Source organism: Alishewanella sp. d11 (assembly GCF_049390205.1).
Classification (GTDB): Bacteria; Pseudomonadota; Gammaproteobacteria; order Enterobacterales; family Alteromonadaceae; genus Alishewanella.
In genome coordinates this window covers 2,112,771-2,135,854 of record NZ_CP186547.1, presented here as the reverse complement: position 1 = coordinate 2,135,854, position 23,084 = coordinate 2,112,771, and the positions used below count along the sequence as shown (strand labels likewise).

Below are 23,084 nucleotides of genomic sequence, written 5' to 3'. Positions count from 1 at the left end.
ATTAAAAAATGTCGTTTTTATAATCATAAGTTCTGAAAAACCACTTTACGATTCACGCAACCTACCCTATATATAAATTACTTATTATTTACATTAAAATCACAAATGACCAATAAACCTCTGTTCAGATTAGCTGCGGTAAATCAGCAAGCCAGTCGCCTAGATGGTGATGTCATTATCGCGCAGCCCCTTAGTACTACCCTGCTTACCATCATATTAGTGGGCGTGGTGCTGGCACTTGTTACCTTTTTAAGCCTTGCCTCGTTTAACCGCAAAGAAACTGTCACCGGCTATCTAAAACCTGATATGGGTTTAGCAAAAGTCATGTCACCGCGCTCCGGCGTTATTCAACAGGTGTTTATTGAAGATGGCCAGCAGGTGCAGGCGGGTGAGCGGCTGGCGCTGCTGCGGATGCCCGACCAACTTGCCATGGGCGATAGCCTTTCCAGCACCTTACGACAAGGTATTGAGCAACAAATTGCTTTGGTCAGTCAGCGCCGCGAGCAAGTGATTACCCAATTTAACCAGCAAGCCAGTGAATATCAAAGCCGCTTACATCTTAGCCAAAATCTATTACAAGATTTACAGGCGCAGCAGCAGTTATTACAAGAGCGTTTGGCATTGCACCTGCAACGGCAGCAAGATTTTAGCGCCTTGCAGCAACGCGGTGCCATTTCTGCTACCGAGTTACAGCAACAACAAGAGTTGGTATTAAATCTGCGCCAGCAACTTGCCGAGCTAAATGCCAATGCGCAAAACCAAAAAGCCCAGTTTGCTCAGCTTGAAGGCTTAATTGAACGCTTACCCGGCGAGCAACAGCAACAGCTTACGCTGGTAGATAGCGAGCTATCACGGCTATCGCAGCAATATACTGAGCTTAGTGCCCGCGTTGAAATGCTAATTACTGCCCCCATTAGCGGCCGTGTAACTAATCTGGTGGCCGAAACCGGTGCTAACGTGCGGGCCGAGTTGCCGCTACTGACCATAATGCCCGATAACGCAGAGCTACAAGCCATTTTACTGGTGCCAACCCGCGCCTATGGCTTTGTACAGCCAGGTCAGCGCACCCGTTTACGTTTTGATGCCTTTCCGTATCAGCGCTTTGGCTTATATGAAGGGGAAGTAATAAAAACGGCGCAGGCTATCGTACTTCCGGGAGAAGTCGATATGCCTGTCGCCGTACAGGAGCCAGTGTACCGAGTACAGGTTGCACTGGGCCAACAAGTAATCCGCGCTTATGGCACAACAGTCCCGCTGCAATCGGGCATGCTGTTAAGCGCAGATATCGTGCTGGAACAACGCAGCTTAATTAGCTGGTTGTTTGAGCCGATTTTAAGCCTGCAAGGGCGATTGTAACGCTCGGTAACGAGCAAACCTTAAACTTAAAATCATCTCAAGGAGAGATATTATGCAAGAATTAACATTTGAGCAAGTTGAAGTAGTTAGTGGTGGTGATAAAACATGTGCTGGCGTTGCTGGTGGCACAGTTGGAGGTTCAATAGCAGCTGGTGCCATTGCTGGCCTTCAAAAAGGCTTGGCAGGGGGGCTAAAAGGAATGGCGGCAGGGGCCTTAATTGGTGCTGTTGCTGGTGCTGTAGGCTATGGAGTTTGTAAAGCTTTATAATTCATAAAACGCGCCCATTTATGGGCGCCTTTTGATAAGAGGGGCTATTATGTTATCGTTTGAAAAATTAATGCCAACAGCAATAATCATTGCTTCTGCTTTCCTTATACTAGGCATATTTGGAGAAGTTACCTACTCTCTATGTATTGGGATTATTTGTTTCTTTGCTACTTACTATAATTTAAAGAAGAAGATGATGCCAAATCACCGTAAAATACTTTATTCTCTTTTTGCTTCAATTTTCCTCAGCATAACAATCTATATAATAGTTTTTTTTGCATTTAAGCTACTTCCTTAAAATATGATTTTATGATTTACCAATCAGAAGCCGCTGAATGCGGCCTGGCCTGTATTGCTATGATTGCCAATCACCATGGTCATCAGTTGGATTTAACAACCCTTCGTAACCGCTATAGCGTGTCGCTAAAAGGTGCCAACTTACAGCAGCTAATGCAGCTGGCAAATCAGCTGGGCTTAACACCGCGTGCCTTAAAGCTGGATTTAGACGATTTAAAAAACCTACGTACTCCCTGTATTTTGCACTGGGAGATGAACCACTTTGTGGTGCTAAAAAAGGTGCATCGTAAGGGTATTACTATTCTTGACCCCGCTATGGGTGAAAGGCGGGTTAGCTTAGCCGATGTCGATAAGGCCTTTACCGGTGTGGCGCTGGAATTAACGCCCAGTACTGAATTTAAAAAAATCGACGAGCGCGTGCGCCTAGGCTTAACCGCTTTCTGGAGTAAGGTGCAAGGCTTAGTGCCGTCGCTGACTAAGCTATTTATTTTATCGTTATTACTGCAAGTCTTTGTATTAGCAGCGCCTTACTATACGCAGTTAGTGGTCGATGAAGTGCTCATCAGCCAGGATAAACCCTTATTGGTTGTGTTGGCTTTAGGCTTTGGCTTACTTATGCTGCTGCAGGTACTCACGCAAACCCTGCGTGGTTGGGTGGTGCTGCATTTGGGCTCGGTGATGAGCGTGCAAATGGCCGCCAATTTAATGCGCCATTTAGTACACCTACCGCTAAGCTTTTTTGAAAAACGCCATATGGGTGATGTGGTATCGCGTTTTGGCTCACTTAATGCTGTGCGCGAGTTACTGACCAATAGCCTGGTTGAAGGCGTGATTGACGGCATTATGGCCATTACCGTGCTGATTATGATGTATCTCTATAGCCCGCAGTTAAGCCTGGTGGTTGGCATAGCCGTATTACTCTATGGCCTGTTACGCTGGGCATTATACCGCCCACTTCACCAACTTACCGAAGCCAGTATCGTCGCATCGGCGAAAGAGCAGAGTAATTTTATGGAAACCGTGCGCGGCATGCAGAGTATTAAGCTATTTGGCTTGCAAACCCAACGCTTAAATATCTGGCAGAACCGTTTTGCCGATGCGGTTAATCAGAATTACCGGCTGGGCAAATGGCAAATCTCTTACGGCACTATTAATCAGCTACTGTTCGGTATTGAGAATATTCTGGTGGTGTATCTGGCCGCCTTAACAGTAATGACTGGCGAGATGTCAGTCGGGATGTTATTTGCTTTTATGGCATATAAAAATCAGTTTACCAACCGCACCGCCGCGCTAATTGATAAAGTAGTAGAAATTAAAATGACCCGGCTGCATTTAGACCGCTTAGCCGATATTGCGCTTACCGAGAAAGAAGATGAAGGCAGTGCCAGCGATAGCCGCGCGCTTAGTGGCCAGTTAAGTTTAACAGCAATGTTTTCGTTATGCCAGCAATGACCTACTGCTATTTAATGACTTAACCCTAAACGTGCAAGCCGGTGAGAATATCGCCATTATCGGCCCATCTGGCACCGGTAAAACCAGCCTAATGAAAATTATGCTGGGGTTATTACCGGCTGAAAGTGGCAAAGTGGAGGTAGATGGTATTGATATCCGCCACCTTGGCCTACGCAATTACCGCAGCCAAATCGCCGCCGTAATGCAGGATGACCAGCTAATGTCGGGCACCTTAGCGGAGAATATTAGCTTTTTTGACCCGCAATTGGATATGCAGCGAGTGGTTGAAGCGGCGCAGCTAGCGGGTATTCATCAAGATATTTCTACTATGCAAATGGGCTATAACTCCTTGGTCGGTGATATGGGCAGCTCACTCTCTGGCGGCCAAAAGCAGCGGGTACTCTTAGCCAGAGCACTCTATCGTAAACCGAAAATCTTATTTATGGATGAAGCTACCAGCCATTTGGATGTGCAGCTGGAGCATTATGTGAATCAGGCGATTAAGCAGCTTAAAATGACCCGTATTGTGATTGCCCATCGACCAGAAACAATTTTAAATGCCGAACGCATTATGCAATTACACCAAGGGCAGTTACAGGATATTACCGTAGACTATAAAGCGCAGTTTGGAATAGAGACATCAACTGAAAGTTAAAAAAGATTAGCCGATTACGCACTACCCAGAAAGTTTAAGTGATTAACTTCAACAGCTACTCCATCTGCTCTGGTAGTTTTAACTTCTCAAACAAAATCCCGGCCAAAGTGCGGTTATTGACATTAAGCTTTCGCAAAATGGCGGAAACATGCTGCTTGATTGTAGTTTCCTGCACATTCATCTCGTAAGCGATTTGTTTATTTAGCAGGCCATCGGCAATCATTTTTAATACCCGAAATTGTTGTGGGGTGAGTTGCTCTAGACGCTGGGCAAAATCGTTATCAATTAATACCCTAGCGTTTTTCACATCATCAGCCATATCTGGCGGTAGCCAGGTGTCGCCATTGCTTACCGCATTGATGGCTTCAGACAGTAATTCTAACGGGGCAGACTTTGGGATATAAGCTGCTGCGCCAAGCGCCAGCGCTTGTTTAATAATTACCGGATCTTCTTCGGCAGAGACCATCACCACTGGCACATCGGGATACTCGGTGCGCAGTGCTGTCAGGCCGGTAAAGCCATCCGAACCGGGCATTTTTAAATCAAGAAAAATAAAGTGCGTATCGGGGTGTTGGCGTAACAGTGGCCAAATTTGTGCCATGGTTTGTGCCTGTAACAGCGTGGCGTCGCTACCTAAGATCGCGGCACATGCCTGCGCTAAGGCCACGCGGAATAATGGATGATCATCGGCAATAATAGCTATCATAACAAGACTTCTAAGCAGTTTTGCCCATAATGAACCGGGGCTTTCGCCCCGGCAAGGTTTTTATGATTTAGAAACGATATCCCACGGTTAAGCTAACGGTTCGTGGCGCACCATAGTAACCAATTAGGGTATTGTCACCGCCTAAGCCTGGGATAAACTGCCCAGGATTAGCTGGATCCGGGGCAATAAAGGCATAATTACCGATCAGATATTGCTTGTCGGTCAGGTTTTTCGCATGCAAACCCGCACTCCAATGGCCATCTAAGCTAAGCCAACTCACACCTAGGTTAAGTAGGCCATAGCCATCTTGGGTCAACAAGTTATCTAGCTCGACTAAATCGTACTTACTACGATACGCATAATTACCGGTGATAATCACATCACCAAAACGGGTCCGAGTATCATAATTAAAACCTACTGTTGCTGTAGTTTTTGGCGTATTGGTAATACTAAAGCGATCGGATATATCTAACTGGCCTGCTACCGGATCAAAGGTGATGGCTTCTTTAAATTTCGCGTCAATTAAACCGATATTGGCATAGATATTCAAGTTACGGTTTGCTAACCACACCACCTCTAACTCCGCGCCCGTCGCCTCAGAACGGCCCACGTTACCTAGTCGTTGGTTTAGCGCAGTCGCATCATTTGGATCGGGAATAACTGAAATGTATTGGCGATCTTCATGATCCAACTGGAATAACGTGGCATTAATTCGCAATGTGTTAGACCAATCACTCTTCATCCCTATTTCAAATGAGTTTACGGTTTCTGGATCTGCTGCGGGTTCCGCGACGGTTGCTCTGGGGTTAAAAGTCCCAGATTTAAAGCCTTGGCTAAAACTGGCAAAGAACATCAAATCACTATTGGGTTTATATTCCACCCCAAGTTTTGGAGTTAACTTGCTCCAGCTTGCTTTATCGTCAAGCACTACTGGCGTTGTTAATCCATCAGGCCGCACATAACCGGGGATCCAACCTGACTCAGGATAAACAATATTAAAAATTAACCCATTACGAACGATAGCGTCTTTTTCATCTCGAGTGTAACGTAGACCTGCGGTAACGGACCACTGCTCATTTAACTGATAACTCCCTTGTGAGAAAGCAGCCAAGCTATCGCCATTACTGCAGCCCCCCACTTCCCGCGTTAATCCTGGCGCGCCAAGCGACTGCCCCAGCACACCTAAGATGGCATCAAAAACCCCGCACGAATCCGCTTTATAATAGTAAACACCTGAGACCAGCTTGAATCCCTCAGTTTGATAGTTTAACTGTAACTCTTGAGTAAAGCTTTTATCGTCATAGATTGCCGGAACATCAAAAATTGGCAGCGAGGTATTATCAAAATCGATATTGGTTGGCGAATAACTTTTACGCTGCGAGGTAATCGATTTCAGCGTGTAGTGCTCATTTATATCCCATGCAGCGGTTAAACTCACGCCTTCAGTTTCCACTTTATTGTTGGTGGGCAAGCTAGTGTAAGAGTCATAAACGCTATCAGGTACGGGCGCATCTGTTAGCAAACTGGGTAATAAACGAAAACCCCCTTTGGCATTAGACTTATCATCGGTCTTGTCATAATTCAGCCGGAAAAACAGATTATCTTGTGGTCTGTACTCCAGCGTTAAACGGAACGCTTGTAAGTCTTTATTGTAGTTTTCACGATCTTGGTTAGCTAAGGCTGAAGTAATAAATTCGCCATAACCATCACGTTGCAAATTGGCATAACCAACACCTAAATACAGGGTGTTATCAATTAACGGTACTTGCCCTGTTAGTTTAACATCGCGCTGGTTATAGCTGCCAACCGTGCCGCTCATGGCAAATTCGGTATCGCCACTCATTTCTTTGGTCACATATTTCAAGGCGCCGCCTATGGTGTTTTTTCCATAAAGCGTTCCTTGCGGCCCGCGTAAAACTTCAATCCGTTCCACGTTTAAAATATCCAGCACGGCACCCTGCGGTCTAGCAACATACACATCGTCAATATAAATGCCTACGCCAGGTTCATAACCCCACAGCGGATCTTCTTGCCCCACACCGCGAATAAAAGCGGTAAGCGTCGAGTTAGTGCCACGGCTGGCTTGTAAAGTGGTATTTGGAGAGAACTGCTGAATCTCTACCACAGAGGTTAAGCCTCTTTCAGCAATCGCATCAGCGCCGATCGAAGTTACGGCTACAGGCACTTCTTGTAAGCTCTCGACGGTACGTCGGGCTGTGACTTCAATACGTTCTAATTTTAATTCATCGTCATTCGTCGCTTGCGCTAAGGCAGGCAGAGTTAAAACGCTACTAATGGCCAGTGCTAATAGGCTGGGTTTTAAAGCTGCAGAGCAAATACCAGGGCGTTGTAGGTTGTTATTATTCTTGGCCATAAGGCTCTCCTGTTGATAAGTGACTGTCTGATTCTTGTCTTATTGTGTCTGCTGTTCATTTAGCAGTTGTTAATAGAGTAGCCCCTATTGCGGAAATATTAATCTGTACCTTAGTACTATGGTGAGGAGGCCAAGACTGTATCAGACTAGAAAAAAACTAGAACAAGGATTATCCAATGTTAGGTTCAATCGGCATTTTAGGTTTGCTTGGGCTCTTGCTCGGTCTTGGCTTACTTATCGTACTCACCATGCGCGGTTTTAATCTGTTTATCAGCGCGCCGCTATGCGCGTTGTTGGTTGCCATCACCAACGGCATTCCGTTTTGGCAACTAAGCGATAAGCTCGATTTTGTGCATGGGTATATGTCGGGTTTTGCCGGGTTTGTCGCAGCCTGGTTTTTAATGTTCTTGTTAGGATCTTTATTTGGCAAATTAATGGAACATACCGGTGCTGCTGATGCGGTTGCCCTTGCCATCGTCGAAAAACTAGGGCACACCCGCGCAGTATTAGCAATTGTGCTTGCCTGTGCGGTATTAACCTACGGCGGCGTCAGTTTATTTGTAGTGGCTTTTTCTGCTTACCCTATGGCAGTCAGTTTGTTTAAAGGTGCCAATCTACCGCGACGCTTCATTCCGGCCACCCTTGCTCTGGGCTCTGTCACCTTTACCATGACATCGGCCGGCTCACCCGAAATTCAAAATTGGATCCCGATCCCTTATCTTGGTACTACACCTTATGCAGGCTGGGAAGTGAGTTTGATCGTCGCTATATTTATGGCAGTTGGCGGCTATCTGGCGCTGATGTGGATGATTAAAAACGCGGTACAAAATGGCGAGCATTTTATCAGTCGGCAAAGCGATCCGACATTAAGCGATAAGCCGTTACCGCACTGGAGTACTGGTCTTATCCCCCTGCTGGTCGTATTAAGTGTCTCTTTTGTATTACACGACAGCTTACAACAAGCCGCGCTGATTATTGCCCTCGCTGGGGGTGTGGTCAGCTTGTATCTGCTCAATTATCGATTTTTGCAAAATCCCGCTGCAGCAACTAACGAAGGCGTTCTCGGTGCCTTACTAGCAATTGGTAATACCGCTGCGGTGGTTGGTTTTGGCGGCGTAGCTAAACTCACCCCCGCCTTTAATCAAGTAGTCGATTATATGACGCATCTGCCAGGCCCAGAACTACTGGGGGCTGCGGTTGCGGTAAGTGCTATCGCCGGGTTAACGGGTTCAGCCTCTGGTGGCCAAGCTATCGCCTTACCTGAAATTGCCCCTACTTATCTGGATCGCGGTGTGGATGCGGAGCATTTACATCGTGTTGTCGCGATTTCATCGGGTGCATTAGATTCACTACCGCATAACGGCTATGTGGTAACGACGATCCGTGCTATCTGTGGTGAAACTCACCAAAACGCTTATTGGCCAGTTGCCGTTGTGAGTGTATTGATGCCCTTACTCGGCGTCATACTGGCAATAGCACTTTTTCAATGGTTTTAACTAGCTTATTCACGATGACAACCTTAAGGACGCTTCGTATGCTAAGAGTATTGATTCTTAACTGCTTTATACTGCTGGTCTCTTTACCACTGCACGCCAATAGCTTGCTAGTGACAAAGCACGCGTTTGAAATTGCCGAGTTTCACACACAAAATGGCGCTGTTATCCGCCCTGTCCGTGTTGGCTGGGAAGCCTATGGCAGCTTAAATGCCGATAAATCGAATGTTATTTTAATTACCCACTTTTTTTCTGGTACCTCGCATGCTGCAGGTAAATATCAGCCAGATGATGCAACAGCAGGCTATTGGGATGCCATTATTGGCCCCGGCAAAGCCATTGATACCAATAAGTTTTATGTGATCAGCGTCGATACACTAGTTAATGCCAATGTTTATGATCCGAACGTAATTACCACTGGCCCAGCCACTATTAACCCAGCCACAGGTAAACCTTGGGGACTCAGTTTTCCTGTTGTTACTATTGCCGACTTTGTCGAGGTGCAACGTCAAGTGTTAGAGAGCTTGGGAATAGAAAAACTCTACGCAGTGATAGGCCCATCGATGGGATCTTTTCAAGCAATCGAATGGGCAGTGCGCTATCCTGAGCGGGTACAACGTCTGATCCCGATCATTGGCAGCGCCTATATGGATGCATGGGCAGTGACGCGCTTAGAGCGCTGGGCCACCCCCATTAAACAGGATCCGGCATGGCGCAACGGTGACTACTATGCCTATGGTCAACCTCGGCAAGGATTAACCACAGCCTTAGCCTATATCACCCAAGATGCCCTCTACCCTACTGCTTTTAATGCCCGTTTTGCTGATCCTGTAGCAGACCAAGCCGTGCAACACGATATTCTGGCGCCTTTTACTGTTTGGCAGCAATTACTGTCGCAAGCAGAACAACGGGCACAATTGCAAGATGCGAACCACATCCTCTATTTGGTGCGCGCCTCGCAATTATATCGAGCAGGTATGGGCGCTAACTGGCAAGAGGCTCTAAAAACAATACAAGCAAAAACACTGTTTTTGCCCGCCACAGGCGATCAATTATTACTGCCTACAATGTCTAAAAGAAGTGCTGCTGCTATGTCAGCCAGCCAAGTGAGCTATGCCGAAATTCCCGGAGAATGGGGCCATCTTGATGGCATCGTTAATATCCATGCCGTCGCCGAGCTTATTGCGACCTTTTTAGAATAACAGACGCTTTCCTGGAGGGCGGCTGCTTTAGCGCCCTTTTTTATTGACTAAACTCTGCTAAGCTCATTATAAACTAGGAAAACTCTCAATACGTTGGATGCAATGCACGTCATAATAAAGAGACAAATCAATCAGCTATTCGCATTGCTCATTTGCATTATATTTTTAACGCTAAGCCACTCCGCTCTTGCCAAAGCCGCTATCCCTGACACTGTAGTTAGCAACACCACATTCGTCTTTGCCAGCAGTGAGTACCCTCCACATTATGGTCCCCTTTTGCCACAGCAGGGTGTAGTGATTGATATTGTTCGGCGCGCTTTTGCCAAGCGGAACATCCAGATTGAAGTGGCGTTTATGCCCTTTGCCAGAGCCTTGCATGATACTCAGCAAGGCCAATACTCTGGCATTATTGCCATCTGGCATACTGCAGAGCGTACCAAGCACTTCTGGTTTTCAGACTGTATCTACGCGAACAGAATTGTCCTTTTTAAACGCGCTAACGAATTTAACGAGACAAGTAATCTTAGTGAGCTGTTAGACGGTCAAGGTACTTTAGGTTTAGTCACCGGCTACGCGCAAGCTGAGCTGTTAGAAAATAGCCGCTTTAATAAAGTCAGTGTGGCAACAGATGGTCAAGTTTTCAGCATGTTAGCGTTAAAACGAGTTGATTTAGTGCCAGCTGATTTACAAAATGGTTTATATCATATTTCGAAACTGCCGGCTGAGCAGAAAAAAGTGCCGCTGGATTGGTTAGCACCAACCTTAGAACATAAACCCATGTATCTAGCCTTTCCCAAAATACGACCAGATAGCTTGTTCCTACAACAAGAGTTTAATCTCGGCTTGCAAGCGCTCACTGACAGTGGCGAGCTGACACAGATCCTGACCACAATGCCAGCAAGCTATTAATGCTAGTGATATTCGCTCAAAAAAGCGTTTACGCCTTCGCAACTTGATAACGGGGAAATAACACTAAGTGATCTAGATCCAAACGAATGCCTATTTGTTCACCAATAGCATGGTTATGATGACTTAACGCCAGACAATATACCTGTTCTCCCGCGGCTAACGCCAAAGTATATAGAATATGTGAACCACGAAACGACTTATCTAATACCGTTGCTTTAATATCACTATCATCATCATGCACAATATCGTCGGGACGAATCAGTAAATCCACCTGATCACCAGCCTTAACCTCGCTTAAAAAACGTTGCCGAAACACCCCCAAACAGGTTGCTACTTGCTGTTGATCCAGCATCTGCCCTGGCAGCATAACACCCCGGCCAACAAAGTCAGCCACAAAGCGATTGGCAGGGCGGTGATATAACTCGTAGGGGGTGGCCCATTGCTGCAGCTGGCCATGTTGCATAACGCCAATCATATCGGCCATTGCAAAGGCTTCAAATTGATCATGTGTCACTAATACGGCGGTAATCTGTAGCTGTTTTAGAATTTTCCGAATATCACGCGCCAGTACCTCACGAAACTCAGCATCCAAGCTTGAAAAAGGCTCATCTAATAACAGCACTTTAGGTTCTGGTGCCAAGGCTCTGGCTAAGGCGACCCGTTGCTGCTGCCCCCCAGATAACTGATGGATATAGCGTTGCCCCAAATCAGGCAAGCCTACCAGCTGTAGCAGCTGTTTAACTTTGGTTTTTTTCTCTGCTTTGTCCAGCCGCTTTAGACCAAAGCTAATATTATCCGCGACGGTTAAATGCGGAAATAAAGCAAAATCTTGAAATACCATACCTACTTTGCGCTGCTCAGGTGCCAGCTGTGTTAAAGCGCTACTCACTTCTACCCCTTGTAAGCTGATAACACCTGCTGCCGGCGCTTCAAAACCTGCGATAGCGCGTAAAATAGTAGTTTTGCCACAGCCTGATGGCCCAACTAAACAGCCAATTTGCCCTTGCGCCAAGGCAAAAGAGATATTTTTAACTACTGTATGCGGTCCATAAGCGACAGCAAGCTGCTCTAATGCCAGCATTATTCAACTCCTCGCATCTGCCGCTCCGTAGAACGGGCCAAAATAATGACCGGCAACAACCCCACTAACACAATAGCTAAAGCCGGTAAAGCCGCATCCGCTAAACGCTCGTCCGAGGCTAATTCATGCGCCCGAACAGCCAAGGTATTAAAATTAAAAGGGCGTAACACTAACGTGGCGGGTAACTCTTTGAGTACATCAACAAAAACTAACAGTAAGGCGGTTAACACACTACCCCTTAACAGCGGAATATGCACCGAACGTAACACTTGCCAAGGGCTGTAACCCAGCGAGCGCGCCGCATTATCCATATTAGGTTTAATGCGCTCAAGTCCTGCCTCAATACCGTGCAGTGATACCGCTAAAAAGCGCACACTGTAAGCAAGCAATAAGGCAACTATAGTACCAGAGAGTAATAAACCGGTGCGGATACCAAACCATTGTTCAGCCAGCAAATCGATACGCTGATCAAACCAAGCTAGCGGTAGCATGACACCTATCGCAATAACAGTACCAGGAACCGCATAGCCTAAGGCTGCCAGCTGCACAGGAAACCGTACTACTGGATCCCTTTTTAATCGGCGGGCATAGGCAAAAATCAGCGCTAAGATCACGGATAGCAGTGCTGCGATCGCTGCCAAAGAGAAACTATTCCAAACCAACTGCCAGAACGTTGTATTTAAGGTTCGCTGCCAATTGGCTAGCGCCCAGCTACATAATTGCCATGCTGGCAATAAAAACCCGAGCAGTACAGGCAACCAGCAAAATGCTAAAAAGCAAAACTGCCGGCCAGGGCCAACATGTCGTCGCTGCGGCGCACTGTGTTTTTGTCCCTGATAATAGTAACGCACCTTTCGCCTTGACCATTTCTCGAGTAATAGCAGAAACAAGACAAAACTAGTCAGCAATGCGGCTAATTGCGCAGCGGCAACGGCATTACCCATACCAAACCAAGTACGAAAAATACCGGTGGTAAAAGTTGGTACACCAAAATATTGCACGGTACCGTAATCTGCAAAGGCCTCCATCATCGCCAGTGCTACCCCGGTAAGAATGGCAGGACGTGCTAAAGGTAACGCCACTTTCCAAAAGTGTTGTCTTGGGCTTAAGCCCAAAGTTCTGCTTGCCTCCAATAAAGAAGCCGACTGTTCAGAAAACGCATTACGCGCTAGCATATAAACGTAAGGATAAAGCACCAGCGATAGCATTAACACGGCACCGCCCAAAGAGCGAATTTCGGGAAACCAGTAATCGCCAAAAGACCAACCGAAAAGTGCACGCAGCCAAGTTTGCAAAGGCCCAGCAAAGTCCAGCATTCCAGTGTAAGTATAAGCAATGATGTAAGCCGGCATGGCTAAAGGTAACAACAGCAACCATTCTAAATAGCGGCGTCCAATAAAGTGGTATTGGCTAACTAACCATGCAGTACTGGTACCCAGCAGTAATGCGCCTAAGCCAGTTCCGCCTGCCAAGATCAAAGAGTTAACGATATAATCAGATAAGACGGTTTGCTGTAAATGACGCCAGACCTCAAGCTGAGGGGAAAGCAAGCTAGCAAATACAATGGCTACAGGTAATGCCAAAATAAGCGCTGGGACTAATACTGCCCAGCGCCAACCATCAAACAGCGAGATTCTTAGCAAGGGAGGAGCCTCCCCTGCTTATGCATTGCCAGCTTAACGCCAACCCGATCTGTCGAGTACCCGAATTGCCTCAGCATTGAGTTCACCTAACTGCTCCAACGCAAGATCATCTGCTTTAAAGGTGCCAAAGCCCTCTAGAATAGAACTGATAGCAACATCTGTGCGGATGGGATATTCATGATTAACCTCAGCATACCAGCGTTGCGCCTCTGGCTGAACCATATATTCCAGTAATTTCACTGCATTAGTTTTATTTGGTGCAAAAGTAGCCACTCCAGCACCTGCAACGTTAATATGCACACCATGACCGTCTTGGTTTGGCCAGAATACTTTTATCTTTGCAGCTTGAGCCTGCTCTTTCGGGTCAGCTAACATAGCACCAAGATAGTAGGTGTTAGCTAGGGCAATATCACACACACCCGCAGCAGCAGCTCTAATTTGATCACGATCACCACCTTGTGGCGGCCGAGCGAAATTAGCCACTAAACCTTTCGCCCAGCTCTCTGCAGCTTCGGCGCCATCATTGGCAATCATGGCTGCAACATGTGATTGATTATAAATATTACTCGAAGAGCGAACACAAATTTTCCCCTTCCATTTTGGATCAGTTAACGCTTCCATAGTAGAAAGCTCAGCCGGATCGACCTTTCCTTCAACATACATAATGGGCCGAGCGCGCACAGTCAAACCATACCATACGCCAGCCGGATCGCGTAAGTGAGCTGGAATAACCGAGGTTAACGTTTCTGATTCCACCGCTTGAATAGCACCTTGCTGTTTTGCTCTGGCTAAGCGCCCCACATCAGTAGTGATAAGAAGATCAGCTGGGCTATTTCGACCTTCACTATTAATACGGGTAATTAGCTCATCCGCATTACCCGTAATTAAATTCACTTTAATGCCGGTTTCGGCAGTGAACTTATCTAATAAAGGCTTAATTAATTCCTCCTGCCGAGCAGAGTACACATTAACCTCAGCGGCAAATAACGAAGAGGTTTGTATAAAACACGAAGCCAAGCTACCTGCGACCAACAACATTACTTTGTTTAATTTCATAACAACTCCCGCTTAGTGATAATTTCTGCCAGCATATAAACATAAACACGAACAATTCTCAATAAATACAGGTGAGCAAGTTAAAAAATATCCACATTATGCTGGTACTCTGTGCAAAAAGACTCTACTCTACATAAGAAAATACTAAAATGAGGCTTTATCATGCAAACGAACGTTGGTGGTATAGATAAGATCAGCAGGATTATCGCAGGTGTAGTATTAATCGCTTTAGCTGCGACAGGCACTATAGGACCTTGGGGTTGGATAGGTGTTGTACCGTTATTCACAGGTTTATTTAACTTCTGTCCGCTTTATACCCTATTGGGTATTAAAACTTGTAAGATAAACTGACAGTTAAACCTAACCTTAAAGACAAGTTTGCGCTTAACGACCTGGTTTAGTCAAACGGTCATTATGGGCCTTAAAATCCGGTATCTCTCGTTGATAATCTGCATGATTTAAACTGGAGTGAATAATAAAATCGGCTGTTGCAATATTACAGGCTACCGGAATATTCCACACTACCGCTAAACGGATCAGCGCTTTTACATCAGGATCATGAGGCTGTGAAGATAACGGATCCCAAAAAAAGATTAACCAATCAATTTGCTGTTCTGCGATTAACGCGCCAATTTGTTGATCACCGCCGAGTGGCCCACTTGCCATACATCTTACGGGTTGTTGTAAAGCGGCACTGATCAGCTTTCCGGTAGTGCCAGTAGCAATAAGCTCTTTATTGGCAAAAAACCGCTGATGTTGAGTAATCCACTCTAGCAAAGCTGCCTTTTTACCATCATGTGCCACCAAGGCTATCGTTTTCATATTTGTCCTTTTAGCTAAGGTTTACGACATGGACCATTGTGCTAGCCTTTAACTTACCGCTTTTTATAGTTAAAAAAAAGCCCCGACAAGCGGGGCAAACAACCAAGGTCCACGTATAACATCGTTATTGGTCTGGTGTTGGTACAAGCACTGCCTGGCTACCAACTACCACTAACCACTTAATTCTTTGGGCAGCTTAATCTGCTTCGACAATGCGTTTCATTGCCGTCATATAGCCGCGTAGTTTTTTGCCTACCACTTCTACCGGATGTTGCCGAATGGCTTCGTTAACAGCGATAAGTTTTAAGTTGTCTACGCCATTGTTAGCGGTACTCAGACCTTTACCAATCAACTCACTGCTTAAACTATTCACCTTATCGCGCAATAAGGGCACTGCAGCATGCGCAAACAAGTAGTTACCGTACTCCGCAGTATCCGAAATCACCACATTCATCTCATATAAACGCTTACGTGCTATGGTATTCGCAATCAGCGGTGTTTCATGTAGCGATTCGTAATAAGCTGATTCTTCAATAATGCCCGCATCAACCATAGTTTCAAAGGCTAATTCAACGCCGGCTTTAACCATGGCAATTAGTAAAATCCCACGATCAAAATATTCTTGCTCATTAATGGTTTCCGCAGATACTGGCGCCTGTTCAAAACCAGACTCGCGGGTTTGTTCACGCCAAGTCAGTAAATTTTTATCATCGTTGGCCCAATCTGCCATCATAGTGCGCGAAAACTCACCACTAATAATGTCGTCCATGTGCTTTTCAAACAACGGCCGCAAAGTAACTTTTAACTCTTCAGCTAAATCAAAGGCTTTCACTTTAGCCGGGTTACTTAGGCGATCCATCATATTGGTGATACCGCCGTGCTTTAACGCCTCAGTAACGGTTTCCCAGCCGTATTGAATCAGTTTTGCGGCATATCCCGCCTCAACACCGTCAGCAACCATTTTATCAAAAGCGAGCATAGCCCCTGTTTGCAACATGCCGCACAAAATGGTTTGCTCACCCATTAAGTCAGACTTCACTTCTGCCACAAAAGACGACTCTAATACACCTGCTCTATCACCACCGGTGGCCGAAGCATAAGCTTTGGCAATCTCTAAACCCTGCCCTTTAGGATCATTCTCTGGGTGAACGGCTATTAAGGTTGGCACACCAAAACCGCGTTTGTATTCTTCGCGAACTTCTGTGCCTGGGCACTTAGGCGCAACCATAACGACGGTGATATCTGGGCGAATCTGCTTACCTTCTTCAACAATATTAAAGCCATGTGAATAAGCTAAGGTAGCGCCTTGTTTCATCAAGGGCATAACCGCATCCACAACACTGCTATGTTGCTTATCGGGTGTTAAATTCAACACTAAGTCAGCCGAAGGAATCAGCTCTTCGTATGTACCGACTTTAAAACCATTACTACTGGCTTTTTGGAAAGAAGCACGCTTTTCGGAGATCGCTTCTGCCCTTAAAGCGTAACTAATATTTAAACCAGAATCGCGCATATTCAGACCTTGATTTAAACCTTGCGCGCCACAGCCAACAATCACAATATTCCAGTCTTTTATAAAGTTACAGCCGTTAGCAAATTCGGCTTTATCCATAAAACGGCATTGCCCTAACTGGCGTAATTGCTGCCGTAAATTCAATGTATTAAAGTAATTACTCATAACGACTCTCAAAATTCTTCAACTGTTTTAGCTTGGCTAAACAGCAGCAGTAAAATACGGCATTATTGCGCTGGTACTGCTTTAATATCTGTAGTGTAGTGCGAGACTTCTATTGCGTGAAGTGATATATTTTCAATTCTGTATTTCATTTTATGCAATAAAGATTTTATGGATGTTCGAAGCGCTCAGCTATTCCTGCATTTAGCATCAAGTTTGAATTTCGCAAAAACCAGCGATCAAATGTTTGTAAGCCCTTCAACGCTGACAAGGGTGATCCAAAGGCTAGAACAAGAACTTAACACCAGTTTATTTTTCCGTGATAAGCGTTCAGTACGTTTAACTGCTGCTGGCGAACGAGTACAACGCTTTGTGCGGCTATGGTTGGATGAGTGGCATCAACTACAACTTGATCTACAACTGACCAGCGCACAGCTCAGTGGCACTCTGCGAATCTTTTGTACTGTTACTGCCAGTTATAGTCATTTACCTGCTTTACTGGATAAATTCCGTTTACAATGTCCAAAAGCAGAAATTCAGCTTACAACGGGTGATGCCGCCGCAGCGATTGAAAGGATCAAAGCTGATGAAGCAGACGTGGCTATTGCCGCTTATCCCGATCATTTCCCAGCCAATATGTTTTTCCAGCGCATTAGTAATGTGCCTGTTAGGCTGGTGGCGCCGGTGATTCCATGCCGAGTTAACGATTTACTCGCGCAGCAGCCAATTGACTGGAATGAGGTGCCGATGATTTTGCCAGAGCATGGTCCGGCACGCAGTCGTTTCGACCAATGGCTGAAAAACCGCGCTATAACGCCCGCAGTTGCCGCTAAAGTTGATGGCCATGAAGCAATGGTGTCAATGGTGGCATTAGGCAGTGGCATTACGGTCATTCCCGAACCCGTACTGCAACACAGCCCAGTCAGAGATAGAGTTAGGATCCTAGAAACAGAGTATCAATTCGAACCCCTGGAATTAGGCATTTGTATGTTTGAAAAACGAAAAGATGAGCCATTATTGCAGGCGTTTTGGCAACTAACATTGAAAAACTGAGGTAGCTTAAGAAAAAGCTGAGACACCTTTGCCCCAGCTTTTATCGTGTTATTTGATTACTTTTAAATGACTACCACGACTAGGTTTAGGCGGCTCTGGAGGTAATTCCTCATCTAGCACCTCCTCTAAAAAGTCCTCATCTGTGTCATCATCTTCTTCTAACGTAAAAACGGTTCCTGCACCGTTTTCACGCGCATAAATGGCCAATACAGCTTTCATTGGAATAGACAATGCAAAAGGCTGACCACCAAAACGCGCATTAAATGTAACCAGATCATTCCCTAACTGCAGGTTACCTACCGCAGAGGGTAAGACATTCAGCACTATCTGCCCATTTTGTACAAACTGTTGCGGTACTTTAACTGCGGGATAAGTAGCGTCTACCACTAAATAGGGCGTACACTTATTATCAATAATCCAATCGTAAAAGGCGCGTAACAAATAGGGCCGGTTTGGTGACATTTTCTGCATTAAAGCTTGATTCCCTTGCGGATCTCCCGCTCAATATCGGTTAAAGATGCTTGAAATGCATCACGCTCAAAAATACGATTCATATAGGTTTTTAATTGCTTGCTACCAGCACCAGTAAATTCGATACCCAGTAAAGGTAAACGCCACAATAATGCCGCCATATAGCAATCCACTAACCCGAATTCTTCACTCATAAAAAACGGTGCTTCACCAAATAAAGGCGCTATCGACAACAAGCCTTCCTTTAATTCTTGACGGGCTAAAGCCGCATCTTCATGGTTTTGTAAAATTTTATCAGCCAGGCTATACCAATCATTTTTTATCCGATACATCATCAAACGCGCCTGACCGCGAGCAACAGGGTAAACCGGCATCAAAGGTGGATGCGGAAAGCGCTCGTCCAGATACTCCATAATGATATCTGCTTGATATAAAGCTAGCTCACGGTCTAATAATGTAGGCAGACTGCCATAAGGATTCACTTCATATAAATCCTCTGGCACATTATCTGGTGTCACCTGAAGAATATCGACAGTTACCCCTTTTTCCGCCAGTACAATACGGACCTGATGACTGAACATATCGTCAACAGCTGAGAACAATGTCATCACAGGGCGTTTATTGGCAATGATCGCCATGTATTCCTCCGGTTAAATAAAAAACAGCAAAGGGGCACTAAGGCCCCTAACTACAAGTACTTCAAAAACAAATACTTAATGAACATCTTTCCAATATTCTTTCTTCAGGAAGTATGCCAGCACGAAGAAGATAAAGATAAAGATGAGTACTTTAGTACCTAATGCATGAGATTGTAACTTGCTTGGCTCACCAGTGTATACCAAGTAATTCACCAGATCTGCAACAGCGCGGTCATATTCCTCATTACTTAACTCACCCGAGCCATCAGTACGGATACCAACATAGACCTCTGTAGCTTGTCCATCAACTAAGCGGGTTTCGTAAGCACGATAAGGCACACCTTGCAACTCTTGCAGCACATGTGGCATACCTACCATCGGGAAAACTTTATTGTTTACCCCAAATGGACGACTTTCATCAACATAAAAAGTACGAAGATAAGTGTAAAGCCAGTCAGCACCACGCACGCGCGCAACGTTGGTTAAATCAGGTGGTAATACCCCAAAGGATTTTTCTGCATAGTCAGCAGGCATTGAGTTAGTGATATGATCACCCACTTTTTCGCCGGTAAACATCAAATGTTCCATACCCAGCTCTTCAGGAATGCCTAAATCTTTGAACGTCCGTGAATAACGTTGGTATTGCATTTGGTGACATGCCAAACAATAGTTTTGATAAAGCTTTGCCCCGTTTTGCAGTGATGCCTGATCACGAAGATCAATAGGTGCTTTATCCAGCGGTATTGTTGGACCGGCAGCCATTGCCAGCGATGATGCTAACAATGCGACAGCTGAAAGTAACTTTTTCATCATCAGGTTAACCTCGTTGGCAGTGGCTTAGTTTTCTCATTTTTGCTGTAAACCCACAGCAAACCGAAGAATGCAAAGTATGTGAATGAGAAAATTTGTGATAATAAGGTATAAGTTGGAGTCGCTGGAAGCACACCCAAAATACCGAGAGCTACAAAGCTGATGCAGAACATCACTAAATTCCAACGATGCAGTTCACAACGGTAACGCACTGAGCGCACCTTACCACGGTCAATCCAAGGTAATAACGCTAAAGCAATAATGGCTAGGAACATGGCAATAGCACCAAATAACGCATCGGGAACCGCCCGCAAGATGGCGTAAAACGGTGTGAAATACCATACTGGGGCAATGTGATCTGGCGTCTTCATAGGGTTAGCAACTTCGAAGTTAGGTGGTTCTAAGAAGAAACCGCCGCCTTCAGGCACAAAGAAGATTACAAAAGCAAATATAAACAAGAAACCCGCTAAACCCACTAAGTCTTTAACCGTATAGTAAGGATGGAATGGGATAGCATCAACAATGACTTTTTTGCCACCGCGCGTAAAGTAAGTATGGAATGTGAATTTCTTATCTGCTTCAGTTAACTCCACAGTACCATCATTATCACGTTTGATATCAATGCCATCAGGGTTATTAGAACCTACTTCATGTAATGCCATGATGTGTAGGAATACCAAGATAACCAGTACCAATGGCAAGGCGATAACATGTAATGCAAAGAAACGGTTTAAGGTAGCGCCAGAAATAACATAATCACCACGGATCCACAGCGTTAAATCATCACCGATAAAGGGAATAACACCGAAGATTGAGATGATTACTTGGGCCCCCCAGTAAGACATCTGTCCCCAAGGTAGCATGTAACCCATGAAAGCTTCAGCCATTAAGACTAAGAAGATTAACATACCGAAAATCCACAACAGCTCACGTGGCTTCTGGTAAGAACCATACATCATGCCGCGTAACATATGCAGATACACTACAACGAAGAAAGCAGAGGCGCCTGTAGAGTGCATGTAACGTAGCAACCAACCGTATTCTACATCACGCATGATGTATTCAATGGAAGCAAAAGCACCCTCAGCAGAAGGTTCATAATTCATTGTTAACCAAATACCCGTAACAATTTGGTTAATCAGTACAACAATGGCCAAAGAACCAAAGAAGTACCAAAAGTTGAAGTTCTTTGGTGCTGGATACTGCATAACGTGCAGATTCATCTTATCCATGAAAGGTAAGCGATATTCTATCCAGCTCATAAGGTTTTTAAACATTAGGCAGCCCCCTCGTCTTCACCAATTAAGATGGTGTTGTCATCAGTATACGTATACGGAGGAACAACCAAGTTGGTTGGCGCAGGTACATTTTGGAAAACCCGACCGGCCATATCAAAGCGCGAACCATGACATGGGCAGAAGAAACCCGAGTTGATGCCTTCAACTTGTGCAGAAAAATCAGATGGGAAATAGGTTGGAGAACAACCTAAGTGGGTACAAATACCAACTGCCACAAAAATTTCTGGTTTAATCGAACGATGGCGATTTTGTGCATAAGCAGGCTGCTGAGGTTGCTCTGAGCCTGGATCACGCAAGCGGCTCTCGGTATCAGCTAACTGATTTAACATTTCTTCCGTACGTTTGACGATCCAAACAGGCCGACCACGCCATTCTACGCGAATTAACTGTCCTAGCTCGAGTTTACTGATGTCAGCACTAACGGCCGCACCGGCTTGCTTTGCTCTCTCACTCGGATTCCAGGACGCAATAAAAGGCACAGCTACTCCTACAGCACCAACGCCCCCCACAACAGAGGTCGCGATAGTTAGGAAGCGGCGGCGACCATGATCTACAGGCGCATTGCTCATCCACTCATCTCCACATTGAAACGCTTAAAAAGTACAAAATTTAAGCGGCTGAAATTCAGCTATTATTATAATTGAAAAATATAGCAGATCATAATGAAAAGCCTTGCATTGCACAAGGATTAAGGCAAATTGAATGAATAATATCTTCGCATTATTTCCACTAAAGCAGTATTGTTTGTCATACAGTACATGTGTTTAGCGTAGATGTCTGAGCTATTATGTTATGAATCATTGTTATGATATTTATTACAAATACCCAAATAAAAAACCCGGCAACAAGGCCGGGTTTTGAGCACCAAAAACGAATTAACGCTTTGAGTACTGTGGACGCTTACGTGCTTTACGCAGACCCACTTTCTTACGCTCAACTTTACGCGCATCACGAGTAACGAAACCCGCTTTACGTAATGCTGGACGTAATGATTCGTCAAACTCCATCAGTGCACGGGTGATACCGTGACGAATAGCGCCTGCTTGACCAGAAATACCACCACCTTTAACAGTGATGTATAAGTCAAATTTCTCAACCATATCAACCAGTTCTAAAGGCTGCTTTACTACCATACAGGCAGTTTCACGACCGAAGTACTCTGACAGGCCACGCTGATTGATAACAATGTTACCTGAACCAGCTTTTAAGAAAACGCGGGCCGTTGAGCTTTTACGACGACCAGTTCCGTAGTATTGATTCTGTGCCATGTTATGCTCCGATTAAATATCTAAAACTTGCGGTTGCTGAGCAGCATGCTGATGCTCTGCGCCGGCGTAAACTTTTAACTTACGGAACATAGCGCGACCCAGTGGGCCTTTTGGCAACATACCTTTGATAGCTGACTCTAAAACCATTTCTGGTTTCTTAGCAATCAATTTCTCAAAGTTGATTTCTTTGATACCACCTGGGAAACCAGTATGTGAGTAGTACATTTTCGCCTGAGCTTTGTTACCAGTTACAGCGACCTTCTCAGCATTGATAACGATGATGTAATCACCAGTATCAACGTGCGGCGTGTATTCCGGCTTATGCTTACCACGTAAACGTGAAGCGATTTCAGTTGCAATACGACCTAACGTCTTGCCGTTAGCATCAACAACATACCAGTCGCGGGTAACGCTTTCTGGTTTTGCAGTAAAAGTTTTCATCTAAACCTATTCCAAAATAACTTAAGTTACACCTGACACTGTGCAGGGCTGATGCAGCAATGTCGTTATCGCACCCCTTCGAGTACAAAACTGCCGGGCTAACGGCAGTGCAAGGC

24 protein-coding genes are annotated in these 23,084 nt (G+C 45.3%); 10 read left to right on the top strand and 14 right to left on the bottom strand.

Annotated features, from left to right (window positions below; genetic code table 11):
* Positions 1-105 precede the first annotated feature (105 nt).
* From ACO1PK_RS09690 to ACO1PK_RS09670, 5 genes are read left to right on the top strand one after another with little or no spacing between them, the layout of a single operon-like run.
* Positions 106-1,356 carry an HlyD family secretion protein gene (locus tag ACO1PK_RS09690; protein ID WP_423185430.1) on the top strand — a complete coding sequence of 417 codons (1,251 nt, stop codon included), beginning with the start codon at positions 106-108 and terminating at the stop codon, positions 1,354-1,356.
* A gap of 52 nt (positions 1,357-1,408) precedes the next feature.
* Entirely contained in the window at positions 1,409-1,624 is a 216-nt protein-coding gene (locus ACO1PK_RS09685; protein ID WP_423185429.1) for a hypothetical protein, read from the top strand.
* Positions 1,625-1,673: 49 nt separating this feature from the next.
* Positions 1,674-1,922 (top strand): hypothetical protein, encoded by a 249-nt coding sequence (locus tag ACO1PK_RS09680; RefSeq protein WP_423185428.1) that lies wholly within the window; start codon positions 1,674-1,676, stop codon positions 1,920-1,922.
* 11 nt (positions 1,923-1,933) lie between these two features.
* On the top strand, positions 1,934-3,373 hold the full coding sequence (locus tag ACO1PK_RS09675) for a peptidase domain-containing ABC transporter (RefSeq protein WP_423185427.1): 1,440 nt from the start codon (positions 1,934-1,936) through the stop codon (positions 3,371-3,373).
* Between the two features lie 31 nt (positions 3,374-3,404).
* Positions 3,405-4,028, top strand: coding sequence for an ATP-binding cassette domain-containing protein (locus ACO1PK_RS09670; protein ID WP_423185426.1), 624 nt, complete (start codon positions 3,405-3,407; stop codon positions 4,026-4,028).
* 55 nt (positions 4,029-4,083) lie between these two features.
* Here the strand turns inward: ACO1PK_RS09670 and ACO1PK_RS09665 are convergent, their stop codons facing one another.
* Positions 4,084-4,734, bottom strand: coding sequence for a response regulator (locus ACO1PK_RS09665; RefSeq protein WP_423185425.1), 651 nt, complete (start codon positions 4,732-4,734; stop codon positions 4,084-4,086).
* Positions 4,735-4,801: 67 nt separating this feature from the next.
* Positions 4,802-7,108 carry a TonB-dependent receptor gene (locus tag ACO1PK_RS09660; protein ID WP_423185424.1) on the bottom strand — a complete coding sequence of 769 codons (2,307 nt, stop codon included), beginning with the start codon at positions 7,106-7,108 and terminating at the stop codon, positions 4,802-4,804.
* A 194-nt stretch (positions 7,109-7,302) separates the two neighbouring features.
* Here ACO1PK_RS09660 and ACO1PK_RS09655 point away from each other — a divergent pair, with 194 nt between their 5' ends.
* The 3 genes from ACO1PK_RS09655 to ACO1PK_RS09645 all read left to right on the top strand — a co-directional run bounded on the left by ACO1PK_RS09655 (position 7,303) and on the right by ACO1PK_RS09645 (position 10,712).
* On the top strand, positions 7,303-8,604 hold the full coding sequence (locus ACO1PK_RS09655) for a GntP family permease (protein ID WP_423188199.1): 1,302 nt from the start codon (positions 7,303-7,305) through the stop codon (positions 8,602-8,604).
* A 38-nt stretch (positions 8,605-8,642) separates the two neighbouring features.
* Positions 8,643-9,803 (top strand): E22 family MetX-like putative esterase, encoded by a 1,161-nt coding sequence (locus tag ACO1PK_RS09650; RefSeq protein ID WP_423185423.1) that lies wholly within the window; start codon positions 8,643-8,645, stop codon positions 9,801-9,803.
* Between the two features lie 294 nt (positions 9,804-10,097).
* Positions 10,098-10,712, top strand: coding sequence for a substrate-binding periplasmic protein (locus ACO1PK_RS09645; protein WP_423185422.1), 615 nt, complete (start codon positions 10,098-10,100; stop codon positions 10,710-10,712).
* A 28-nt stretch (positions 10,713-10,740) separates the two neighbouring features.
* Here the strand turns inward: ACO1PK_RS09645 and ACO1PK_RS09640 are convergent, their stop codons facing one another.
* The 3 genes from ACO1PK_RS09640 to ACO1PK_RS09630 are packed head-to-tail and all read right to left on the bottom strand — an operon-like array spanning position 10,741 to position 14,492.
* Positions 10,741-11,793, bottom strand: a complete 1,053-nt coding sequence (locus ACO1PK_RS09640) for an ABC transporter ATP-binding protein (protein ID WP_423185421.1) — start codon at positions 11,791-11,793, stop codon at positions 10,741-10,743.
* Positions 11,793-13,436 carry an ABC transporter permease gene (locus tag ACO1PK_RS09635; protein WP_423185420.1) on the bottom strand — a complete coding sequence of 548 codons (1,644 nt, stop codon included), beginning with the start codon at positions 13,434-13,436 and terminating at the stop codon, positions 11,793-11,795. Before ACO1PK_RS09635 ends, ACO1PK_RS09640 begins: the two co-directional genes overlap by 1 nt.
* 33 nt (positions 13,437-13,469) lie before the next feature.
* Positions 13,470-14,492: a Fe(3+) ABC transporter substrate-binding protein gene (locus tag ACO1PK_RS09630; protein ID WP_423185419.1), complete on the bottom strand. Its 1,023-nt coding sequence runs from the start codon at positions 14,490-14,492 to the stop codon at positions 13,470-13,472.
* A 162-nt stretch (positions 14,493-14,654) separates the two neighbouring features.
* Between ACO1PK_RS09630 and ACO1PK_RS09625 the strand changes: the two genes are divergently transcribed.
* The gene (locus tag ACO1PK_RS09625) at positions 14,655-14,843 is read left to right on the top strand and encodes a YgaP family membrane protein (RefSeq protein WP_423185418.1); all 189 of its coding nucleotides are present in this window, start codon (positions 14,655-14,657) and stop codon (positions 14,841-14,843) included.
* Between the two features lie 33 nt (positions 14,844-14,876).
* Here ACO1PK_RS09625 and ACO1PK_RS09620 read toward each other — a convergent pair whose 3' ends face one another.
* Complete coding sequence (locus ACO1PK_RS09620; RefSeq protein ID WP_423185417.1) at positions 14,877-15,314, bottom strand: methylglyoxal synthase; 438 nt, start codon at positions 15,312-15,314, stop codon at positions 14,877-14,879.
* Positions 15,315-15,510: 196 nt separating this feature from the next.
* Positions 15,511-16,992 carry a ketol-acid reductoisomerase gene (gene ilvC, locus ACO1PK_RS09615; RefSeq protein ID WP_423185416.1) on the bottom strand — a complete coding sequence of 494 codons (1,482 nt, stop codon included), beginning with the start codon at positions 16,990-16,992 and terminating at the stop codon, positions 15,511-15,513.
* Positions 16,993-17,160: 168 nt separating this feature from the next.
* On the opposite strand from ilvC, the gene ilvY reads away from it, so the two are divergent.
* Positions 17,161-18,042, top strand: coding sequence for an HTH-type transcriptional activator IlvY (gene ilvY / locus ACO1PK_RS09610; protein ID WP_423185415.1), 882 nt, complete (start codon positions 17,161-17,163; stop codon positions 18,040-18,042).
* Between the two features lie 48 nt (positions 18,043-18,090).
* Here the strand turns inward: ilvY and ACO1PK_RS09605 are convergent, their stop codons facing one another.
* The 7 genes from ACO1PK_RS09605 to rplM all read right to left on the bottom strand — a co-directional run bounded on the left by ACO1PK_RS09605 (position 18,091) and on the right by rplM (position 22,968).
* The gene (locus tag ACO1PK_RS09605) at positions 18,091-18,504 is read right to left on the bottom strand and encodes a ClpXP protease specificity-enhancing factor (protein ID WP_423188198.1); all 414 of its coding nucleotides are present in this window, start codon (positions 18,502-18,504) and stop codon (positions 18,091-18,093) included.
* Between the two features lie 8 nt (positions 18,505-18,512).
* Entirely contained in the window at positions 18,513-19,151 is a 639-nt protein-coding gene (gene sspA / locus ACO1PK_RS09600) for a stringent starvation protein SspA (RefSeq protein ID WP_423185414.1), read from the bottom strand.
* A 75-nt stretch (positions 19,152-19,226) separates the two neighbouring features.
* Entirely contained in the window at positions 19,227-19,961 is a 735-nt protein-coding gene (locus tag ACO1PK_RS09595) for a cytochrome c1 (protein WP_423188197.1), read from the bottom strand.
* A 2-nt stretch (positions 19,962-19,963) separates the two neighbouring features.
* Positions 19,964-21,223, bottom strand: coding sequence for a cytochrome b (locus ACO1PK_RS09590; protein ID WP_423188196.1), 1,260 nt, complete (start codon positions 21,221-21,223; stop codon positions 19,964-19,966).
* 14 nt (positions 21,224-21,237) lie between these two features.
* Positions 21,238-21,828, bottom strand: a complete 591-nt coding sequence (gene petA, locus ACO1PK_RS09585) for a ubiquinol-cytochrome c reductase iron-sulfur subunit (RefSeq protein WP_423185413.1) — start codon at positions 21,826-21,828, stop codon at positions 21,238-21,240.
* 306 nt (positions 21,829-22,134) lie between these two features.
* Positions 22,135-22,527, bottom strand: a complete 393-nt coding sequence (gene rpsI, locus ACO1PK_RS09580) for a 30S ribosomal protein S9 (protein ID WP_189434002.1) — start codon at positions 22,525-22,527, stop codon at positions 22,135-22,137.
* 12 nt (positions 22,528-22,539) lie between these two features.
* Positions 22,540-22,968, bottom strand: coding sequence for a 50S ribosomal protein L13 (gene rplM, locus ACO1PK_RS09575; RefSeq protein ID WP_189434003.1), 429 nt, complete (start codon positions 22,966-22,968; stop codon positions 22,540-22,542).
* Between the last annotated feature and the right edge of the window lie 116 nt (positions 22,969-23,084).